Source organism: Calidithermus terrae (genome assembly GCF_003574345.1).
GTDB lineage: Bacteria > Deinococcota > Deinococci > Deinococcales > Thermaceae > Calidithermus > Calidithermus chliarophilus.
Genome location: NZ_QXDL01000102.1, coordinates 1 through 14,373 on the forward strand (window position 1 = coordinate 1; position 14,373 = coordinate 14,373).

Sequence of the window (14,373 nt, forward strand, 5' to 3'; positions counted from 1 at the left end):
GCCCAGGCGCTCCAGCCCGCCCCCCAGGAGGAGCCATGCGCCTAGAGCCCAAAGTCGCTCTCGTCACCGGCGCGAGCCGCGGGTTGGGGCTGGCCCTGGCCCGCTCCCTGGCCGGGCGGGGCTGGTCGCTGGTGATCGATGCCCGCGGGGAGCAGGCCCTCGAGCTCGCCCGCGCCGAGCTCGCCGCCCGCACCCGGGTCGTCGCCCTCCCCGGCGACGTGGCCGACCCCCGCCACGCCCGGGCCCTCGTCGAGGCCGCCCGCGAACTCGGCGGCCTCGACCTGCTCGTCAACAACGCCAGCGGGCTGGGCCCCAGCCCCCAGCCCGCCCTGGCCGACTACCCCCTCGAGGCGCTCGAGCAGGTCTACCGCGTCAACGTCTTCGCCCCGCTGCGGCTCATCCAGCTCGCCCTGCCCGTCCTCAGGCCGGGCGCCCGCCTCCTCAACGTCACCTCCGACGCGGCGGTGGAGGGCTACGCGGGCTGGGGCGGCTACGGCTCGAGCAAGGCCGCGCTCGAGCAGCTCTCCCGCGTGCTCGCCGCCGAGCACCCCGAATTGCGCGTCTACTGGGTGGACCCCGGCGACATGAACACCCGGATGCAGCAGGAGGCCTTCCCCGGCGAGGACGTCTCCGACCGCCCCCCGCCCGAGGCGAGCGTGCCGGGGCTTTTGGAGCTGATCGAGGGCGATTGGCCGAGCGGGCGCTACAAAGCCCGTGAGGTCGGCCAGAGGCCCAGCCGGGTCCGGGAGTTCCGCTTCGCCGTCACGGTGCGGGACTTCGACGGCGTTCTGCGGCTTTTGCGCGAGGGCCTGGGCCTGGAGGTGGCCCAGGAGTGGGACAACGGCGGGCGCGGGGTGTTGTTGAACCTGGAGAAGGCCACGCTCGAGCTGTTCGACGAACCCCAGGCCGAGTGGGTGGACCGGCTCGAGGCGGGCGAACGGGTTTCGGGGCCGGTGCGCTTAGCCCTCGAGGTCGAGCGCCTGGAGGAGGCGGCCAGGGCCCTGCAAGAAGCCGGGGCCCAGGTGGTCAAGCCGCCCGTCCTCACGCCCTGGGGCGACCACAACCAGCGCTTGCGAGCCCCCGGCGGGTTGCAGATCACGCTGTACGAGGCCGGGAAGACCGAGGAGCCCGTTTCATGACGCTGAAAGGGCCTTCGCTCGAGTTCGCCCTCCCTGAGGAGCTCGAGGCCCACGAGCCCCCGGAGGCGCGGGGCCTCAGCCGCGACGGGGTGCGGCTGATGGTCTCCTACCGGCAGGGCGACCGCCTGGCCCACGCCCGCTTCCGCGACCTGCCCGAGTTCCTGCGCGAGGGGGACGTCCTGGTCGTCAACACCTCCGGCACCCTGCCCGCCGCGCTGCCGGCCTTCCGGGAGGACGGGAGCGAGCTGCGGCTGCACCTCTCCACCCGCCTGCCGGGCGGGGTGTGGACCGTGGAGCTGCGGCGGCTCGAGGACGGCGCCACCAAGCCCTACGGCGGGGGACAGGCGGGGGAGACCCTGCGCCTGCCGGGCGGGGCGTCGGTCACGCTGCTGGCCCGGCACCGGATGGAGGGCGCCGGAAAAGCTGGCTCGCGCCTGTGGGTCGCCAGTTTCTCCTTCCCTGAGCCCTACGCCCCCGACCCGCTGCCCTACCTCCTCGAGCACGGCAAGCCCATCCGCTACGGCTACGTGGGGCAGGAGTGGCCGCTGGAGTTCTACCAGACCGTCTACGCCACCGAGATGGGCAGCGCCGAGATGCCCTCGGCGGGGCGGGCCTTCACGCCCGAGGTCCTCACCCGGCTGCTGAGCCAGGGGGTGCTGGTGGTCCCGCTGCTGCTGCACACCGGGGTGGCCTCGCTCGAGTCCCACGAGCCGCCCTACGAGGAGTTCTACCGCGTGCCCCCCGTCACGGCCCAGGCGGTGAGCCAGGCTAAGGCCGAGGGCCGGCGGGTGGTCGCGGTGGGCACCACCGTGGTGCGGGCGCTCGAGACCGTCGCCGACCCGCTGGGCCGGGTTCACCCCGGCGAGGGCTGGACCCGGCTGCTCGTCACGCCCGAGCGCGGCGTGCGGGCCGTGGACGGCATCCTCACCGGCTGGCACGAGCCCAAGGCCACGCATCTGATGATGCTCGAGGCCATCGCGGGGCGGGGGCACCTCGAGGCCGCCTACCAAGCCGCGCTCGAGCAGCGCTACCTCTGGCACGAGTTCGGGGACTTACACTTGATCTTGCCGTAGAACGCTCGTCGATAGTCGATAGTCGATGGTCGATAGCTGATAGCCGATAGCGATATCGGCCCGCGAGTCCAGCACGGCTTCAAGCGTTTTATTCGAGAAAATCGGACATCTGGAGACTTCATGCGGATTCATCAACTCTGGCTTTCCACCGGGCGGCTGGCCGAGCTCAGGGCCTTTTACGCCGGGGTGCTCGAGCTGCCCGTCGTGGACGAAACCCCCGGGGCCGTCACCTTCGGGGTGGGGGCTTCGCGCCTGACCTTCGAGCAGGCCGCCGGCGGCTCGAGCCCTTTCTACCACTTCGCCTTCAACGTTCCCGAGCACCGCTTCGCCGAGGCCGAGGCCTGGGCCCGCGAGCGGGTGCGCCTCATCCCCGACGCGCAGGGCCAGGACACCTTCCGCTCGGAGAACTGGAACGCCCACATGCTCTACTTCTACGACCCCGCGGGCAACATCGGCGAGCTCATCGCCCGGCACACCCTGCCGGGCGGCGGGGGCGGCCCCTTCACCGCGCGGAGCCTCGAGGGCGTCAGCGAGATCGGGGTGGCCTCCGAGGACGTCCCGGCCACCGTAGCCCGTTTGCAGCGGCGCACCGCCGCCGCGCTCTACCGCGCCGAGCTCAACGACGCCTTCGTGCCCGTGGGCGACGAGCACGGGCTGTTCATCGTGGTGCGGCGGGGGCGCGTCTGGTTCCCCGACACCGGCAAAGCGGCGCAGCCCGCCCCGTTCCGGGTGTCGGTGGCGGGCCCGGACGGCGCCCCCCTCACCCTCAGCGACGCCGGCCTATGAGCCCTGCCCTTGTGCTTGTCCGCGAGCCGCGCTGCTTCCCGGTCTGCGCGCTGGCCCCCGAAAACCTGCCCGACGCCTACCGGGAAGCCCTACGGCAGGGGCGAAGGCCTGGCTACACGGACCCGCGGCTCGAGGCCGAGGCCGCACGGGAGGAAGCATGATGCGCTACAAACTGTTGGGACGCAGCGGGTTGCGGGTGTCGGAACTGGCCCTGGGGACCATGACCTTCGGCGAGGACTGGGGCTGGGGCGCGAGCCGCGAGGAGAGCGGGCGCATCTTCGAGGCCTACGCCGAGGCGGGCGGCAACTTCATCGACACCGCCTGCAACTACACGGGCGGCACCAGCGAGCGCTACGTGGGCGAGTTCATCAAGGCCGACCGCGACCACTTCGTCCTCGCCACCAAGTACACCCTCTCCGACCGGCAGGGCGACCTCAACTTCGGCGGCAACCACCGCAAGAACCTCATGCGCTCGCTCAAGGGGAGCCTCGAGCGCCTCCAGACCGACCACGTTGACCTGCTGTGGCTGCACGCCTGGGACTTCACCACCCCGCCCCAGGAGGTCATGCGCGCCCTCGACGACGCGGTGCGAAGCGGGCAGGTGCACCACGTGGGCATCTCCGACAGCCCGGCCTGGGTGGTCGCCCAGGCCAACACCCTCGCCGACCTGCGCGGCTGGAGCCCCTTCGTGGCGCTGCAGGTGCCCTACAGCCTGGCCTCGCGCGACGCGGAGCGCGACCTGCTGCCCATGGCCCGCGCCCTGGGCCTGGCCGTGACCCCCTGGGCGGTGCTGGGCGGCGGGGTGCTGAGCGGGAAGTACAACCAGCCCGCCGCCGGCCCCGCCCGCCAGCAGCGCGAGAACATCGCCCCCGAGCGGCTCAAGCTTGCCGAGGCCGTGATGGAAGTGGCGCGGGAAATAGGGCGCAGCCCGGCCCAGGTCGCCCTCAACTGGGTGCGCCAGCAGCAGCACCGCGCCCAGATCGTCCCCATCCTGGGGGCGCGCACCCAGGCCCAACTGCTCGACAACCTGGGCGCCCTCGAGTTCACCCTCGAGGACGCCCACCTCGAGCGCTTGCGGGAGGCCAACCCCTTCAAGGCGGGCTTCCCCCACGAGTGGTTCGGGCAGGACCACGTGCAGCAGCTCATCTTCGGCGACCTCAGGGGGTCGCTCGAGCGGAGGACCTGACATGGCGCACTACCTCGTACGGGCCAAAGCCCTCCCCCACAAGCTCCCCGAGCTCCGCTCCCGGCTCGACAGCGGGGAGATCCGCGCGATGCAGCCCTTCGGAAAGGCCCTGGACCACTCGCTCAGGAACGCCCGGGTGGAGGGCGAGTGGCTGGTGTGGGAGGAGGAGGACTACTGCCGCCCGCCCCTGGCGATGGAGCGGGCCGCCGTGCTCGACGCCTACTTCACCGACCTCGGCGTGGAGCGCGTGGAGGGGGGCGAAGGCTGGAAGCGCCTGGAGGGGCTGCCGCGCCTGTGGGAGGTGCCGTGAGCCTGAGGCGGGAGGGGCTCGAGCGCTGGCTGCGCGCCCTGGGCCAAGCTTGGGAGCAGGCCGACGCCGAGCGCGCCGCCGCGCTCTTCGACCCCGGCGTGACCTACCGGGAGAACCCCTTCGACCCCCCGATCCGGGGCTTCGACGCGGTGAGGCGCTACTGGCTCGACAACCTCGCCACCCAGCAGGGCGTGAAATTCCAGGGCGAGGTCCTGGCGGTGGAGGGGGACGTGGGCGTGGTGAGCTGGCGGGTCGAGTTCACCCGGGTGCCCGGCGGCGAGCGGGTCCGGCTCGACGGCGTGAGCGTGGGGCGTTTTGTGGGCGGGGGGCCGGTGGAGTGGCGGGAGTGGTGGCATCGGGAAGAATTAAGGCATGAGCATGAATAAGCGTGTTGTCATCGTGACCGGGGGCGGCACCGGGATGGGCCGGGCCATTGCCGAGGCTTTCGCCCGTGACGGGGAGCAGGTGGTGATCGTGGGCCGCCGCGAGGAGGTGCTGCGGGAGACGGCCGAGGCGGTCGGGGCGGCCTGGCGCCGGGCCGACGTGAGCCGCCGGGAAGAGGTCGCGGCCGCGGTCGCCGGGGTGGTGCGGGAGTTCGGGCGCATCGACGTGCTGGTCAACAACGCCGGCTTCGTGCGCGGCGTCAGCACCCGCATGGCGCTCGAGGAGGCCGAGCGCGCATGGGACGATGAGATCGGCACCAACCTCAAGGGCGCCTTCTTGATGAGCCTGGCCGTCGCGCCGCACCTGGCGCGGCCTGGGGGGCGCGTCGTCAACGTCGGCTCGATCGCGGCCTACACCGGGGGGAGCCGGGGCGGGGCCATCGGCTACGCGGCCGCCAAGGCCGGGGTCCACGGCCTGACCGTGGGGCTGGCCCGGGAGCTCAGCGCCGAGGGCATCACCGTCAACACGGTGGTCCCCGGGCTCGTCGCCGGGACCGACTTCTTCGGCGGGCCACTCCCCGAGGAACGCCTGCGGAGCCTCGTCGGGCAGATCCCGGCAGGCCGCCCCGGCAGCCCCGAGGACGTGGCGGCCGCCGTGCGCTTCCTGGCTTCCCCCGAGGCCGCCTACATCACCGGGGAAGTCCTCAACGTCAACGGCGGCTGGTTGTTCGGGCGGTGAGTGGCGATGCCCCGCTCCGCCGCCCTCCAACGCCGCCTCAGGGAACTGGCGACGCTCAACCAGATCCTCGAGGTGCTCAACAAACAGGCCGACCTCAACCAGGCCCTGCAGGCCGCGCTGGAGGAACTGGTCGAACTGCTGGGCCTGAGCACGGGCTGGGTGTTCGTGACCCAGGTAGACCCCGGCGACGCCCGGCAGGGGCAGCTCACGCTGTCGAGCTGCACCGGGCTGCCGCCCGCGCTGGCCGCGGACGAGCGGCGCAGCCTTCGGGAGAAGAGCTGCGACTGCCACTGGCTCTTCCGCCACGGCGAGCTCGACCGGGGGGTCAACATCGTCACCTGCAGCCGCCTCGAGAGCGCCCAGGGCGACAAGGGGGGGCTCGAGGTCCACGCCAGCGTGCCGCTGCTCACCCGCGACGGCCCGGTGGGCATCCTCAACCTCGCCGCGCCGGGACGCGAGCCCTTCGACGCCGAGACGCTGGAGTTCCTCACCGCCGTGGGCCGCACCCTGGGGCTGGCCTTCCGCCGCGCCCGCCTGCAGGAGCAGCAGGTGCGCGAGCGCGAGGCGCTGGCGGCGCTGGAGGAGCGGGCCCGGCTGGCGCGGGAGATGCACGACTCGGTGGCCCAGCTCCTCTTCGCCGCCGAGCTCTCGCTCAACGTGGCCCGCGAGAGCTCCCAGCAGCGCGAGGCCGCCCTCGAGCGCTCCGCCGAGCTGGTCTCCTCGGCGCTGTCGGAACTGCGCGGCCTGGTCGAGCTGCTGCGCCCCGCCGACCTCTCCCAGGGCCTCGCCCCGGCCCTCTCCCGCCTGGCCGACCGCGTGGACGGGGTGGTGCGGGTCCACCTCGACGCCCAGCCCCTCGAGCTGCCCGAGGGCGTGGCCGAAACCCTCTACCGCATCGCCCAGGAAGGCGTGCACAACGCGCTGCGCCACGCCCACCCCAAAAACCTCTGGATTCGCCTGGACCGTCACCGCGGACAGGCCCGGCTGCGCCTCGAGGACGACGGGCGCGGCCTGCCCCAGCAGGTCACGCGGGGGATGGGCTTGCTCTCGCTCGAGCAGCGCACGCAGGCCCTGGGCGGCAGCCTGCGCGTGAGCAACCGGGCCCGCGGGGGCGTGCTGCTCGAGGCCCGCATCCCCCTGCGGGCCGCGCCGGCGGGCGCCAGGGAGGTCGAGTGATGCCCACCCGGCTGCTGATCGTGGATGACCACCCCATCGTGCGCGAGGGCCTCAAGGCCTTCCTCAGCCTCTACGACGACCTCGAGCTCGTCGGGGAGGCCGAAGAGGGTCACGACGCCCTCGCCAAGGCCCACAGCCTGCGCCCCGACCTCGTGCTGCTCGACCTGCACCTTTCTGACGGCCATGCCCTGGCCTGGGTCCGCCGCTTCCTCGAGCTCGACGACGCCCCCAAGGTGCTCATCCTCACCAGCTTCCTCGAGGAGGAAACCCTGCGCCAGGCCCTGCACGCGGGCGCCTCCGGCTACCTGCTCAAGCACGCCGGCCCCGCCGCCCTGCTCGACGGCATCCGGGCGGCAGCCCGGGGCGAGGTGCCCCTCGACCCCGCCGCCGTGCGCCTGCTGGCCCGCCCCCACCACGACCGCCTGGCCGGGCTCACCGCCAAGGAGCGCGAGGTGCTCGCCCTCGTCGCCCAGGGCCTCTCCAACAAGGCCATCGCCCAGCGCCTGGGCATCGCCGAGAAGACCGTCAAGACCCACGTCAGCAGCCTCCTCGCCAAACTGAACCTCAAGGGCCGCACCCAGGCGGCGCTGCTGGCCCGCGAACTGGGGCTATAGTGGACCCATGAGCGAGGAACTGGGGGCCCTCTACCTGCGCAGCAGCCTCGAGACCTTCCGCGCCTACAAGGAACTCGCGGAGGGGGCCTTAGCCCAGGTCTCGCCCCAGGACTGGTTCTTCACCCCCGACCTCGCCTCCAACAGCATCGCCGTGATCCTCAAGCACGTCGGCGGCAACCTGCGCTCGCGCTGGACCGACTTCCTCACCAGCGACGGCGAAAAGCCCGACCGCAACCGCGACGCCGAGTTCGAAGTCCACGGCGACAGCGCCGAAGAGCTGTGGCTGGCCTGGGAGAACGGCTGGACCGCCCTGCTCATCACCCTCGAGAACCTCCGCCCCGAACACCTTACCCAGAAGGTGCTCATCCGCAGCCGCCAGCTAAGCGTGCTCGAGGCCATCGACCGCTCGCTCGCCCACACCGCCTACCACGTGGGCCAGATTGTCTACCTCGCCAAGCACCTGCGCGGGGGAGAGTTCAAGTCGTTGAGCATTCCCAAGGGGAAGTCGGAGGCGTGGAAGAAGGGGAAGCGCTGAAGGGCTGATAGCCGGACGCCGGGTGCGGGTCGTACGTCCTACGTCGTACGCCAAACGCCAAACGCCAAACGCCAAACGCGAAACGCGAAACGCAAAATGCAAGACGCCTTGTTCCCCCCTTAGCAAGGGGGGTTAGGGGGGATAAACCCTCCCCGCCGGCGTCGAGGGCCGGGGAAGGGGCAACCACGAGCCACGAGCTGGCGGCTGAAAGCGGACTGCTGACAGCTTGTCGCTTCCCCAAACACCAAACCCGCCCCGTAGGGCGGGCAGGAATTCGATAGATGCGTTAGCGCCGACCGCGGCCGCCTTTGCCCTTGCCGGGCTTCTTGCTGCCTCCGCCGCCGAAGCCGCCTCCGCCCGAACCGCGCAAGAAGCTCTTGAGCTTGTTCTCGAACTCGGGGGCCTGGCGCGGCAGGCGCTTGGGACGCGGGGGTTCGACGGGCGCGGGGGTGAGCTCCTTGATGGAGAGGTCCAGGCGGCCTTTTTCGTCGCGGCCCAGCACCATCACCTGCACCACCTCGCCCTCGGAGAGGTGATCGCGCACGTTCTTGACGAACTCGTGGGCGATCTGCGAGATGTGGACAAGCCCCGACTCGCCGTTGGGCAACTCCACGAAAGCCCCGAAATCCATGATCCGCGTCACACGGCCTTCAACGATGGCACCAGCTTCGATCTGCATTCAGCTATTCCTCCATGGGGCGTGAGCTTTCTTCCCCAATGGGGACAGCATTGGTACTTGGGGATGTCTCACGGTGTCCTCACTATAGCACGAGGGGATGACAAAGGGATTTGTTCAATCACCAAGCTCCACAACCACGAATCGAATTTCGTCAGGGACGTGCTCGGCTCGAGGTGTTTTGCGCAGGGAGCGGTAAGCCGTCAGCCATCAGCACAAGGCCCGTGGCGCTCGAGGTCGAGGGTCAAGGATCCAGGGCCAGGGCGTCTTGCGTTTTGCGTCTCGCGTATTGCGTTTTGCGTACGACGTACGACGCAGGACGTACGACCCGCGCCCGGCGCCCGGCCATCGGCTATCGACTATCGACTATCGACGCAGAACTCCCATACCCCCATACCCCCACCCCCGATTGATATATGACGCTTTTACGTTATGATGTTCCTAAAGCGTTATGTTTGTCGGAGGTCAGGATGCTGCTCACTGAAAAATCCCGCGAACTGTGGTTCGAGCTCGGCCCCGAGGAGCGCCAGATCGTCGGCGCGTTGCGCGACTTCTTGCAGGCTGAGGTGGCCCCGGGCGCCGCCGAGCGTGACCGCACGGGCGAGTTCCCCATGGAGATCGTGAAGAAGCTGGGCGAGCTAGGGGTGATGGGGGCCAACGTGCCCGAGGCTTACGGCGGGGCCGGGCTCAGCACGCGCGTGTTCGCCCGCATCGTCGAGGAGGTCGGGGCCGTGGACGGTTCCTTGGGCCTCACCGTGGCCTCGCACAACTCGCTGTGCACCGGGCACATCCTGATCGCCGGCAGCGAGGCCCACAAGCGCGAGTTCCTGCCCAAGCTGGCGAGCGCCGAACTGCTGGGCGCGTGGGGCCTCACCGAGCCGGGCTCCGGCTCCGACGCCGCCGCCATGCGCACCCGGGCCGACGAGACCCCCGAGGGCTTCGTGATCAACGGCTCCAAGCAGTTCATCACCCAGGGCTCGGTGGGCGGGGTCTACGTGGTCAACGCCCGCACCGACGCCGCCCCCTCCCCCGACAAGAAGCACCTGGGGCTGTCGGCCTTCGTGTTCTACCGCCCGGCGGAGGGCCTGCGGATCGGCCGCAAGGAGGAGAAGCTCGGCCTCAACTCCTCCGACACCGCCCAGCTCATCTTCGAGGACCTGCGCGTGGGCAAGGACGCGCTCATGGGCGAGCGCGGCAAGGGCTTCTACGACGTGATGAAGGTGCTCGAGGGCGGGCGCATCGGCATCGCCGCGCTGTCGGTGGGGCTGGGGCGGGCCGCGCTCGAGTTCGCCGCGAAGTACGCGCTCGAGCGCGAGCAGTTCGGCAAGCCCATCGCCGAGTTCCAGGGCGTGAGCTTCAAGCTCGCCGAGATGGCGACCAACCTCGAGGCCGCCCGCCTGCTCTACCTGCGCGCCGCCGAGCTGCGCGACGCGGGCCGCCCCTTCGGCACTGAGGCCGCGCAGGCCAAGATGTTCGCCTCCGAGGTCGCGGTGAAGGCCTGCGACGAGGCCATCCAGGTGCTCGGCGGCTACGGCTACATCAAGGAGTACCCCGTCGAGCGCTACTGGCGCGACGCCCGCCTCATGCGCATCGGCGAGGGCACCACCGAGGTGCTCAAGGTCATCATCGCGCGCAACCTGCTGGCGAAGTTCAGGTAAGGCGCGGCTCGAGCCGCACACGGGCCCGTGGCTTTCAACCACGGGCCCCTCGACTTCTCGGCCTCAGCCGGGTGACACGCAACGCCTGTAGCCGGGGCTCGTCACCGGAGAGGCTGAAGCTATGAGGCTAGCCGAAGCGCAGTACAGCGCACCAGGCCTACTGCGGTGTGGGGGCTCTAGGCACAGATCGCTGTGGGCATAGGCTCGACGGGAGGGCAGGTATGGGTGTACTCCTCCCTGAAGGTGACGCTGAGGGGTAGGGCTTCACCGCCGAGTTCCACCTGGCCGGGGTCGGAAATCTCCACCGCGACGCAGCGGCAGCCACTACTGAGAAGAAGAGTGCCACACAGAAGGCTGAGCAGCGCTCGAGCCAGATGTGCCTACCTCGGGGGCCAGTGCTTGGAGAACACCGCCAGGTTGTCGACCCGGCCGAACTGCTCGTTGCTGGCGAAGTACAGGCCGTAGCGCGGCGAGACGTAGCCCTGCGAGCCGTCGTCGAAGTCCAGGGCGGGGTCCAGCGCCTTCAGCCACTCCACGAGGCCGTCCTCCGGGTGGCCCAGCAGCCGGCGCCCCATCAGCACCACCTGTGGCGAGCGGGGCGGCCAGAAGAACTCCACGGCGTTGCACCCGCCCGTGGCCCGCTCGAAGTACAGCCGGAGGTCCCAGGCGGCGCAGTACTCGCAGTCGGGGTCGTGGCCCATGACCTCGAATTCGAGCTCCTCCCCGGCCCAGGCGCTGAGGGCGCGGTGCGCCTCGTCCCGGCCCATGCCGAAGCGGAGGGGCCCCACCCCGGCGCCGGGCTCGTAGGCCCAGGCCGCGCGGGCCTCGGGCTCCTCGAGCTCGCCGTCGTCTACGGGGTAGCCCTCGGCGAAGGCGGTGACCTGGACGGCTGGCGCCATGCCGTCGGGCGACGCTGTCCCGTCGGCGTACTCGAGGCCGAGCGCCACGGACAGGACCTGGCCGGTCCGGGCGAGGAGGCGCGGGTCGCGCGCGCGGAGGAAGGCCACGATCTCGGCGTAGGGGCGCCACACCAGCGCCTGGCCGTCGAGCTCCAGGCCACCGGGGTACTCGACGGCCGCCGCCACGCATGGGTGCGGCGCCTGCGGGGAGTGGTACACCCTGAGGTTGAGGGGCCGGTAAGAGTCGTAGAGCAGCCCGTCGTAGCGGTCGCCCGAAGAGTTCGGCCTACCGAGCGCGGCCCGCACCTCCCCGCGGCTCATGCCGAAGCGCACCGGGCCGACCGACTGCCGGGGAACAAGGGTGTAGTTCATAGCCCGTTCCTTTCTCTGCCAAGCTTCACTTGAAATACCCTTCGGTCTCGCCTTTGTCAAGGGTTTCAATGATCCCCGGAAGGTACTTGCAGCCTGTGCTATTTATCATTCCAGTTGCCTCCATAGCGAAGGCGAGCGAATACCCTCCCTAAGCGATCAAGAACCGGTACCAGCTCGATGTACGCTTACTCCCTGTGCTAATCAGGGTGTGGTGGTCAGAATAGTCCAACTGGACTGCCAAGGCGTTTTACTCGTTCGTGACGACGCCATTTGGTAGCTGTACGGTCCAATCCCTCCGGGAATTTGGGTTAACCGGGATTCTTAGCCAATACCTTGGCCCCGAGAGGAGCGTAACGCTCTTGAGACGTCTTCATGCTCCAACCACCAACCAGATAACCATCCCGGGTCGTTTAAGTGGCGAACCGGCGGTAGCGCTCCATGGCCTGCGTCATGGCCTCCCGCAGGGGGCGGATCGTCTGTGTGTCGCGGATCTGGGCGAAGAGCTGCCAGGGCGTGGGCAGCGACATGCCGACGGCGTGGCGCACGAAGCCCCGCGGCCCCGCGACCAGGAAGTACTCCCCGCCCACCTGGAGCACCGCGAAGCCGAGGTCGGGCGGGGTCAGGGGGTGGCTCCTCGTGCTCAGCGCGAAGCTCACCCCGAGCACGCCGTCCTGCGTGAAGTCGAACTCATAGCATTCCGGCGATCGTCTACCTTCCGGGGCGAGGTTGGTTTTTCACACTTCATAATGACGAACTTTATACCTAGCCTTCCCGATACGATCTCGATGGGTGGAACTCCAAGGTCATCATCGCGCGCGACCTGCTGGCGCGGTTCAGGTAAGGCGCAGGCCGAGCCGTGCCGTTGATGAGTTATTTACACATTGTGTGTATAATGCTCAAAAGCCATGATCCGCCTCGCCGCCAACGGAACGCCCGAGCTCTTCGAATTGCTCTACACCCACGACCTGCCGCTCGACTACATCAAGTGCCCGCTCAGCCCCGACTCCCGGCGCGAGGTCCTGCGGGCGCGGCACTACCTGCCGGTGCTGCTGCACGGCTGGGGGCCGCCGGGTTACTCCCTCACCATGCCGGAAATCCCCGAGCCCGGGCTGTTGTGCGAGCTCGCGGGGCTCAGCGGCACGCCCTTCGTTTCCGCCCACCTCGACTACCTCCCCGAGCGCGACGGCGAGCTAAGCCGCGAAGCCCTGCTGGGGCGCGTCGCCTCGAGCGCGTCCCGGCTGCGGGCCCTCACCGGCAAGGAGGTGCTGTTGGAAAACCTCCCCTGGTACGCCTGGAAGAGCCGCCCCCGCTACACCACCGACCCCGCCTTCATCGCGCAGGCGCTCGAGCGCAGCGGGAGCGATCTGCTGCTGGACCTGGCCCACGCCCGGGTGGCGGCCTGGCACCGCGGGGAAGAGGTGCGCGATTACCTCGCCGCCCTGCCGCTGGGGCGGGTGCGGGAGGTCCACGTCTCGGGCCCGCGGCTCGAGCCGGAGGGCCTGCGCGACCGGCACCGCAGCCTGAGCGAGGAGGACTACCGCCTGCTGGAGTGGGTGATGCCCCGGCTTCCCCGCCTGGAGGTGCTCACGCTGGAGTACATGGGCTGGGGGCCCGGCGGCGAGGCGGGCGGCCCGGAGGCCTGGCTCGAGCAGCTCGAGGCGCTCGAGCGCGTGCGCGATGCCCAAATGAGAGCGGCCTAGCATTCGCGCCCTTCGTTCTTGCATACCCTGAAAAACGTGAAAGCCTACTGGTCTGGCATGCCCCGCAGCCCCCTGGCCTGGGTGGGCCTCGGTTTGGCCTTGGTCATCGGACTGTTCCTGGCGGTGTGGCTCTTCGCCACGCTGTGGGTGCTGGGCCTCATCGGCGCGGCCCTCGCCGCCTTGAGCTACGGCGGCCGACGTCTGTTCCCACAGCGCTGGAAGCGCCGCAAGCTCCCCCAGCCCTGGCGATAGGGAACGGATTTTCTTGTGGCGAGTCCGCTTTAGGCGGGCTCGTTCCTTAATGGTCTGTTGAGGAATCAATTAACGGCCTTAATGTATTTATATGCCTAATTTATGGCCCGTTTTCGCTTGGGTAACGTAAGAACAGGCTGAATTTTGCCGTTCATCCGGGCCAAAGGGTTTTCTCATAGATGAGATGCGATGCAGAGTTTGGCTAATTGCAGCCTCAGCTAGTCCTCTGACTTCCTTCAGCCCCCGCAGGTACACCTTGACATAGAGCGATTGCGCAACGCATTAGCCCCTATGGGCTAAGTTAGGGCGCGCTCTAGGAGGAACGATATGCACAAACCATTGGTTCGCGCCGCGGTGATGGGCGCATTCGGCCTGGGCATGATTCTCGCAGTGCAGCAATCGACTCCCAGTTTCCGCGACGTTCCCGCGGGTCACTGGGCCAAGGAAGCCGTGGACTTCATCGCCGAGTGCGGTCTGATCCAGGGTTTCGAGGACGGTACTTATCGAGGAAACCAGAACCTCACGCGTTATCAAGCGGCGCTGATCTTCTACCGCTTCATCCAGGCGGGTAGCACCTGCCCGGGCCAGGCCGCGACCCCGGAGGACCAGGCCACCGTGCAGAAGGGCATGGAGGAGGTGAGCCGGGAGCTCGAGACCCTGCGCACCCAGATCGCCGGCTTCGGCGAGACCAACACCGCGCAGGACGCCCGCCTCCAGGCTTTGGAGGAGCAGATCAAGAACCTCAGCACCGCGCAGGCCCAGCCCGCCCAGCCGGCGACCCCCGCCCCCGACACCAGCGCTCTCGAGGCCCGCATCGCCGCCCTGGAGGAGGAGCTGAAGAAGGTCACCGAGGCCCAGGCCCAGCCGGCCCAGCC

General features: G+C 69.5%; 18 protein-coding genes. 15 read left to right on the forward strand and 3 right to left on the reverse strand.

The annotated features are described in order from the left end of the window. Window positions 1-35 precede the first annotated feature (35 nt). The 11 genes from Mterra_RS12300 (at window position 36) to Mterra_RS12340 (ending at window position 7,941) form a co-directional block, all read left to right on the forward strand. Window positions 36-1,139 carry an SDR family NAD(P)-dependent oxidoreductase gene (locus tag Mterra_RS12300; protein WP_119315455.1) on the forward strand — a complete coding sequence of 368 codons (1,104 nt, stop codon included), beginning with the start codon at window positions 36-38 and terminating at the stop codon, window positions 1,137-1,139. Continuing rightward, entirely contained in the window at window positions 1,136-2,212 is a 1,077-nt protein-coding gene (locus Mterra_RS12305; protein WP_119315456.1) for an S-adenosylmethionine:tRNA ribosyltransferase-isomerase, read from the forward strand. The genes Mterra_RS12300 and Mterra_RS12305 overlap by 4 nt, the downstream gene beginning before the upstream one ends. Before the next feature lie 120 nt (window positions 2,213-2,332). Further along, window positions 2,333-2,998, forward strand: coding sequence for a VOC family protein (locus tag Mterra_RS12310; protein WP_119315457.1), 666 nt, complete (start codon window positions 2,333-2,335; stop codon window positions 2,996-2,998). A gap of 11 nt (window positions 2,999-3,009) precedes the next feature. Continuing rightward, entirely contained in the window at window positions 3,010-3,159 is a 150-nt protein-coding gene (locus Mterra_RS22345; RefSeq protein WP_170159652.1) for a hypothetical protein, read from the forward strand. After that, window positions 3,159-4,184, forward strand: coding sequence for an aldo/keto reductase (locus Mterra_RS12315; protein WP_119315458.1), 1,026 nt, complete (start codon window positions 3,159-3,161; stop codon window positions 4,182-4,184). The genes Mterra_RS22345 and Mterra_RS12315 overlap by 1 nt, the downstream gene beginning before the upstream one ends. A 1-nt stretch (window position 4,185) precedes the next feature. After that, window positions 4,186-4,494 carry a hypothetical protein gene (locus Mterra_RS22350; protein ID WP_170159653.1) on the forward strand — a complete coding sequence of 103 codons (309 nt, stop codon included), beginning with the start codon at window positions 4,186-4,188 and terminating at the stop codon, window positions 4,492-4,494. After that, window positions 4,491-4,880, forward strand: a complete 390-nt coding sequence (locus Mterra_RS12320) for a nuclear transport factor 2 family protein (protein ID WP_170159654.1) — start codon at window positions 4,491-4,493, stop codon at window positions 4,878-4,880. The genes Mterra_RS22350 and Mterra_RS12320 overlap by 4 nt, the downstream gene beginning before the upstream one ends. Continuing rightward, window positions 4,873-5,616, forward strand: a complete 744-nt coding sequence (locus Mterra_RS12325) for an SDR family oxidoreductase (RefSeq protein WP_218022930.1) — start codon at window positions 4,873-4,875, stop codon at window positions 5,614-5,616. Before Mterra_RS12320 ends, Mterra_RS12325 begins: the two co-directional genes overlap by 8 nt. Window positions 5,617-5,622: 6 nt before the next feature. Next, on the forward strand, window positions 5,623-6,792 hold the full coding sequence (locus Mterra_RS12330) for a GAF domain-containing sensor histidine kinase (protein WP_119315461.1): 1,170 nt from the start codon (window positions 5,623-5,625) through the stop codon (window positions 6,790-6,792). Next, window positions 6,792-7,406 (forward strand): response regulator, encoded by a 615-nt coding sequence (locus Mterra_RS12335; RefSeq protein WP_036218449.1) that lies wholly within the window; start codon window positions 6,792-6,794, stop codon window positions 7,404-7,406. Before Mterra_RS12330 ends, Mterra_RS12335 begins: the two co-directional genes overlap by 1 nt. Window positions 7,407-7,413: 7 nt before the next feature. After that, window positions 7,414-7,941, forward strand: a complete 528-nt coding sequence (locus Mterra_RS12340) for a DUF1572 family protein (protein WP_027892080.1) — start codon at window positions 7,414-7,416, stop codon at window positions 7,939-7,941. 286 nt (window positions 7,942-8,227) lie between these two features. On the opposite strand, the gene Mterra_RS12350 is transcribed toward Mterra_RS12340, so the two are convergent. Next, complete coding sequence (locus tag Mterra_RS12350; RefSeq protein ID WP_027892081.1) at window positions 8,228-8,620, reverse strand: S1 RNA-binding domain-containing protein; 393 nt, start codon at window positions 8,618-8,620, stop codon at window positions 8,228-8,230. A 467-nt stretch (window positions 8,621-9,087) separates the two neighbouring features. On the opposite strand from Mterra_RS12350, the gene Mterra_RS12355 reads away from it, so the two are divergent. After that, window positions 9,088-10,275 carry an acyl-CoA dehydrogenase family protein gene (locus Mterra_RS12355; RefSeq protein ID WP_119315462.1) on the forward strand — a complete coding sequence of 396 codons (1,188 nt, stop codon included), beginning with the start codon at window positions 9,088-9,090 and terminating at the stop codon, window positions 10,273-10,275. Between the two features lie 380 nt (window positions 10,276-10,655). On the opposite strand, the gene Mterra_RS12360 is transcribed toward Mterra_RS12355, so the two are convergent. Together Mterra_RS12360 and Mterra_RS12365 are read right to left on the reverse strand one after the other, a co-directional pair. Beyond that, window positions 10,656-11,546 carry a hypothetical protein gene (locus Mterra_RS12360; RefSeq protein ID WP_119315463.1) on the reverse strand — a complete coding sequence of 297 codons (891 nt, stop codon included), beginning with the start codon at window positions 11,544-11,546 and terminating at the stop codon, window positions 10,656-10,658. Window positions 11,547-11,956: 410 nt separating this feature from the next. Continuing rightward, window positions 11,957-12,211, reverse strand: a complete 255-nt coding sequence (locus tag Mterra_RS12365; RefSeq protein ID WP_119315464.1) for a hypothetical protein — start codon at window positions 12,209-12,211, stop codon at window positions 11,957-11,959. A gap of 240 nt (window positions 12,212-12,451) precedes the next feature. Here Mterra_RS12365 and Mterra_RS12370 point away from each other — a divergent pair, with 240 nt between their 5' ends. The 3 genes from Mterra_RS12370 to Mterra_RS23150 form a co-directional block, all read left to right on the forward strand. Then, complete coding sequence (locus tag Mterra_RS12370) at window positions 12,452-13,246, forward strand: multinuclear nonheme iron-dependent oxidase (protein WP_119315465.1); 795 nt, start codon at window positions 12,452-12,454, stop codon at window positions 13,244-13,246. 36 nt (window positions 13,247-13,282) lie between these two features. Then, window positions 13,283-13,498 (forward strand): hypothetical protein, encoded by a 216-nt coding sequence (locus tag Mterra_RS12375; RefSeq protein ID WP_245971617.1) that lies wholly within the window; start codon window positions 13,283-13,285, stop codon window positions 13,496-13,498. Between the two features lie 327 nt (window positions 13,499-13,825). Beyond that, a partial coding sequence (locus Mterra_RS23150; RefSeq protein ID WP_176582533.1) for an S-layer homology domain-containing protein occupies window positions 13,826-14,373 on the forward strand: 548 nt, incomplete at its 3' end.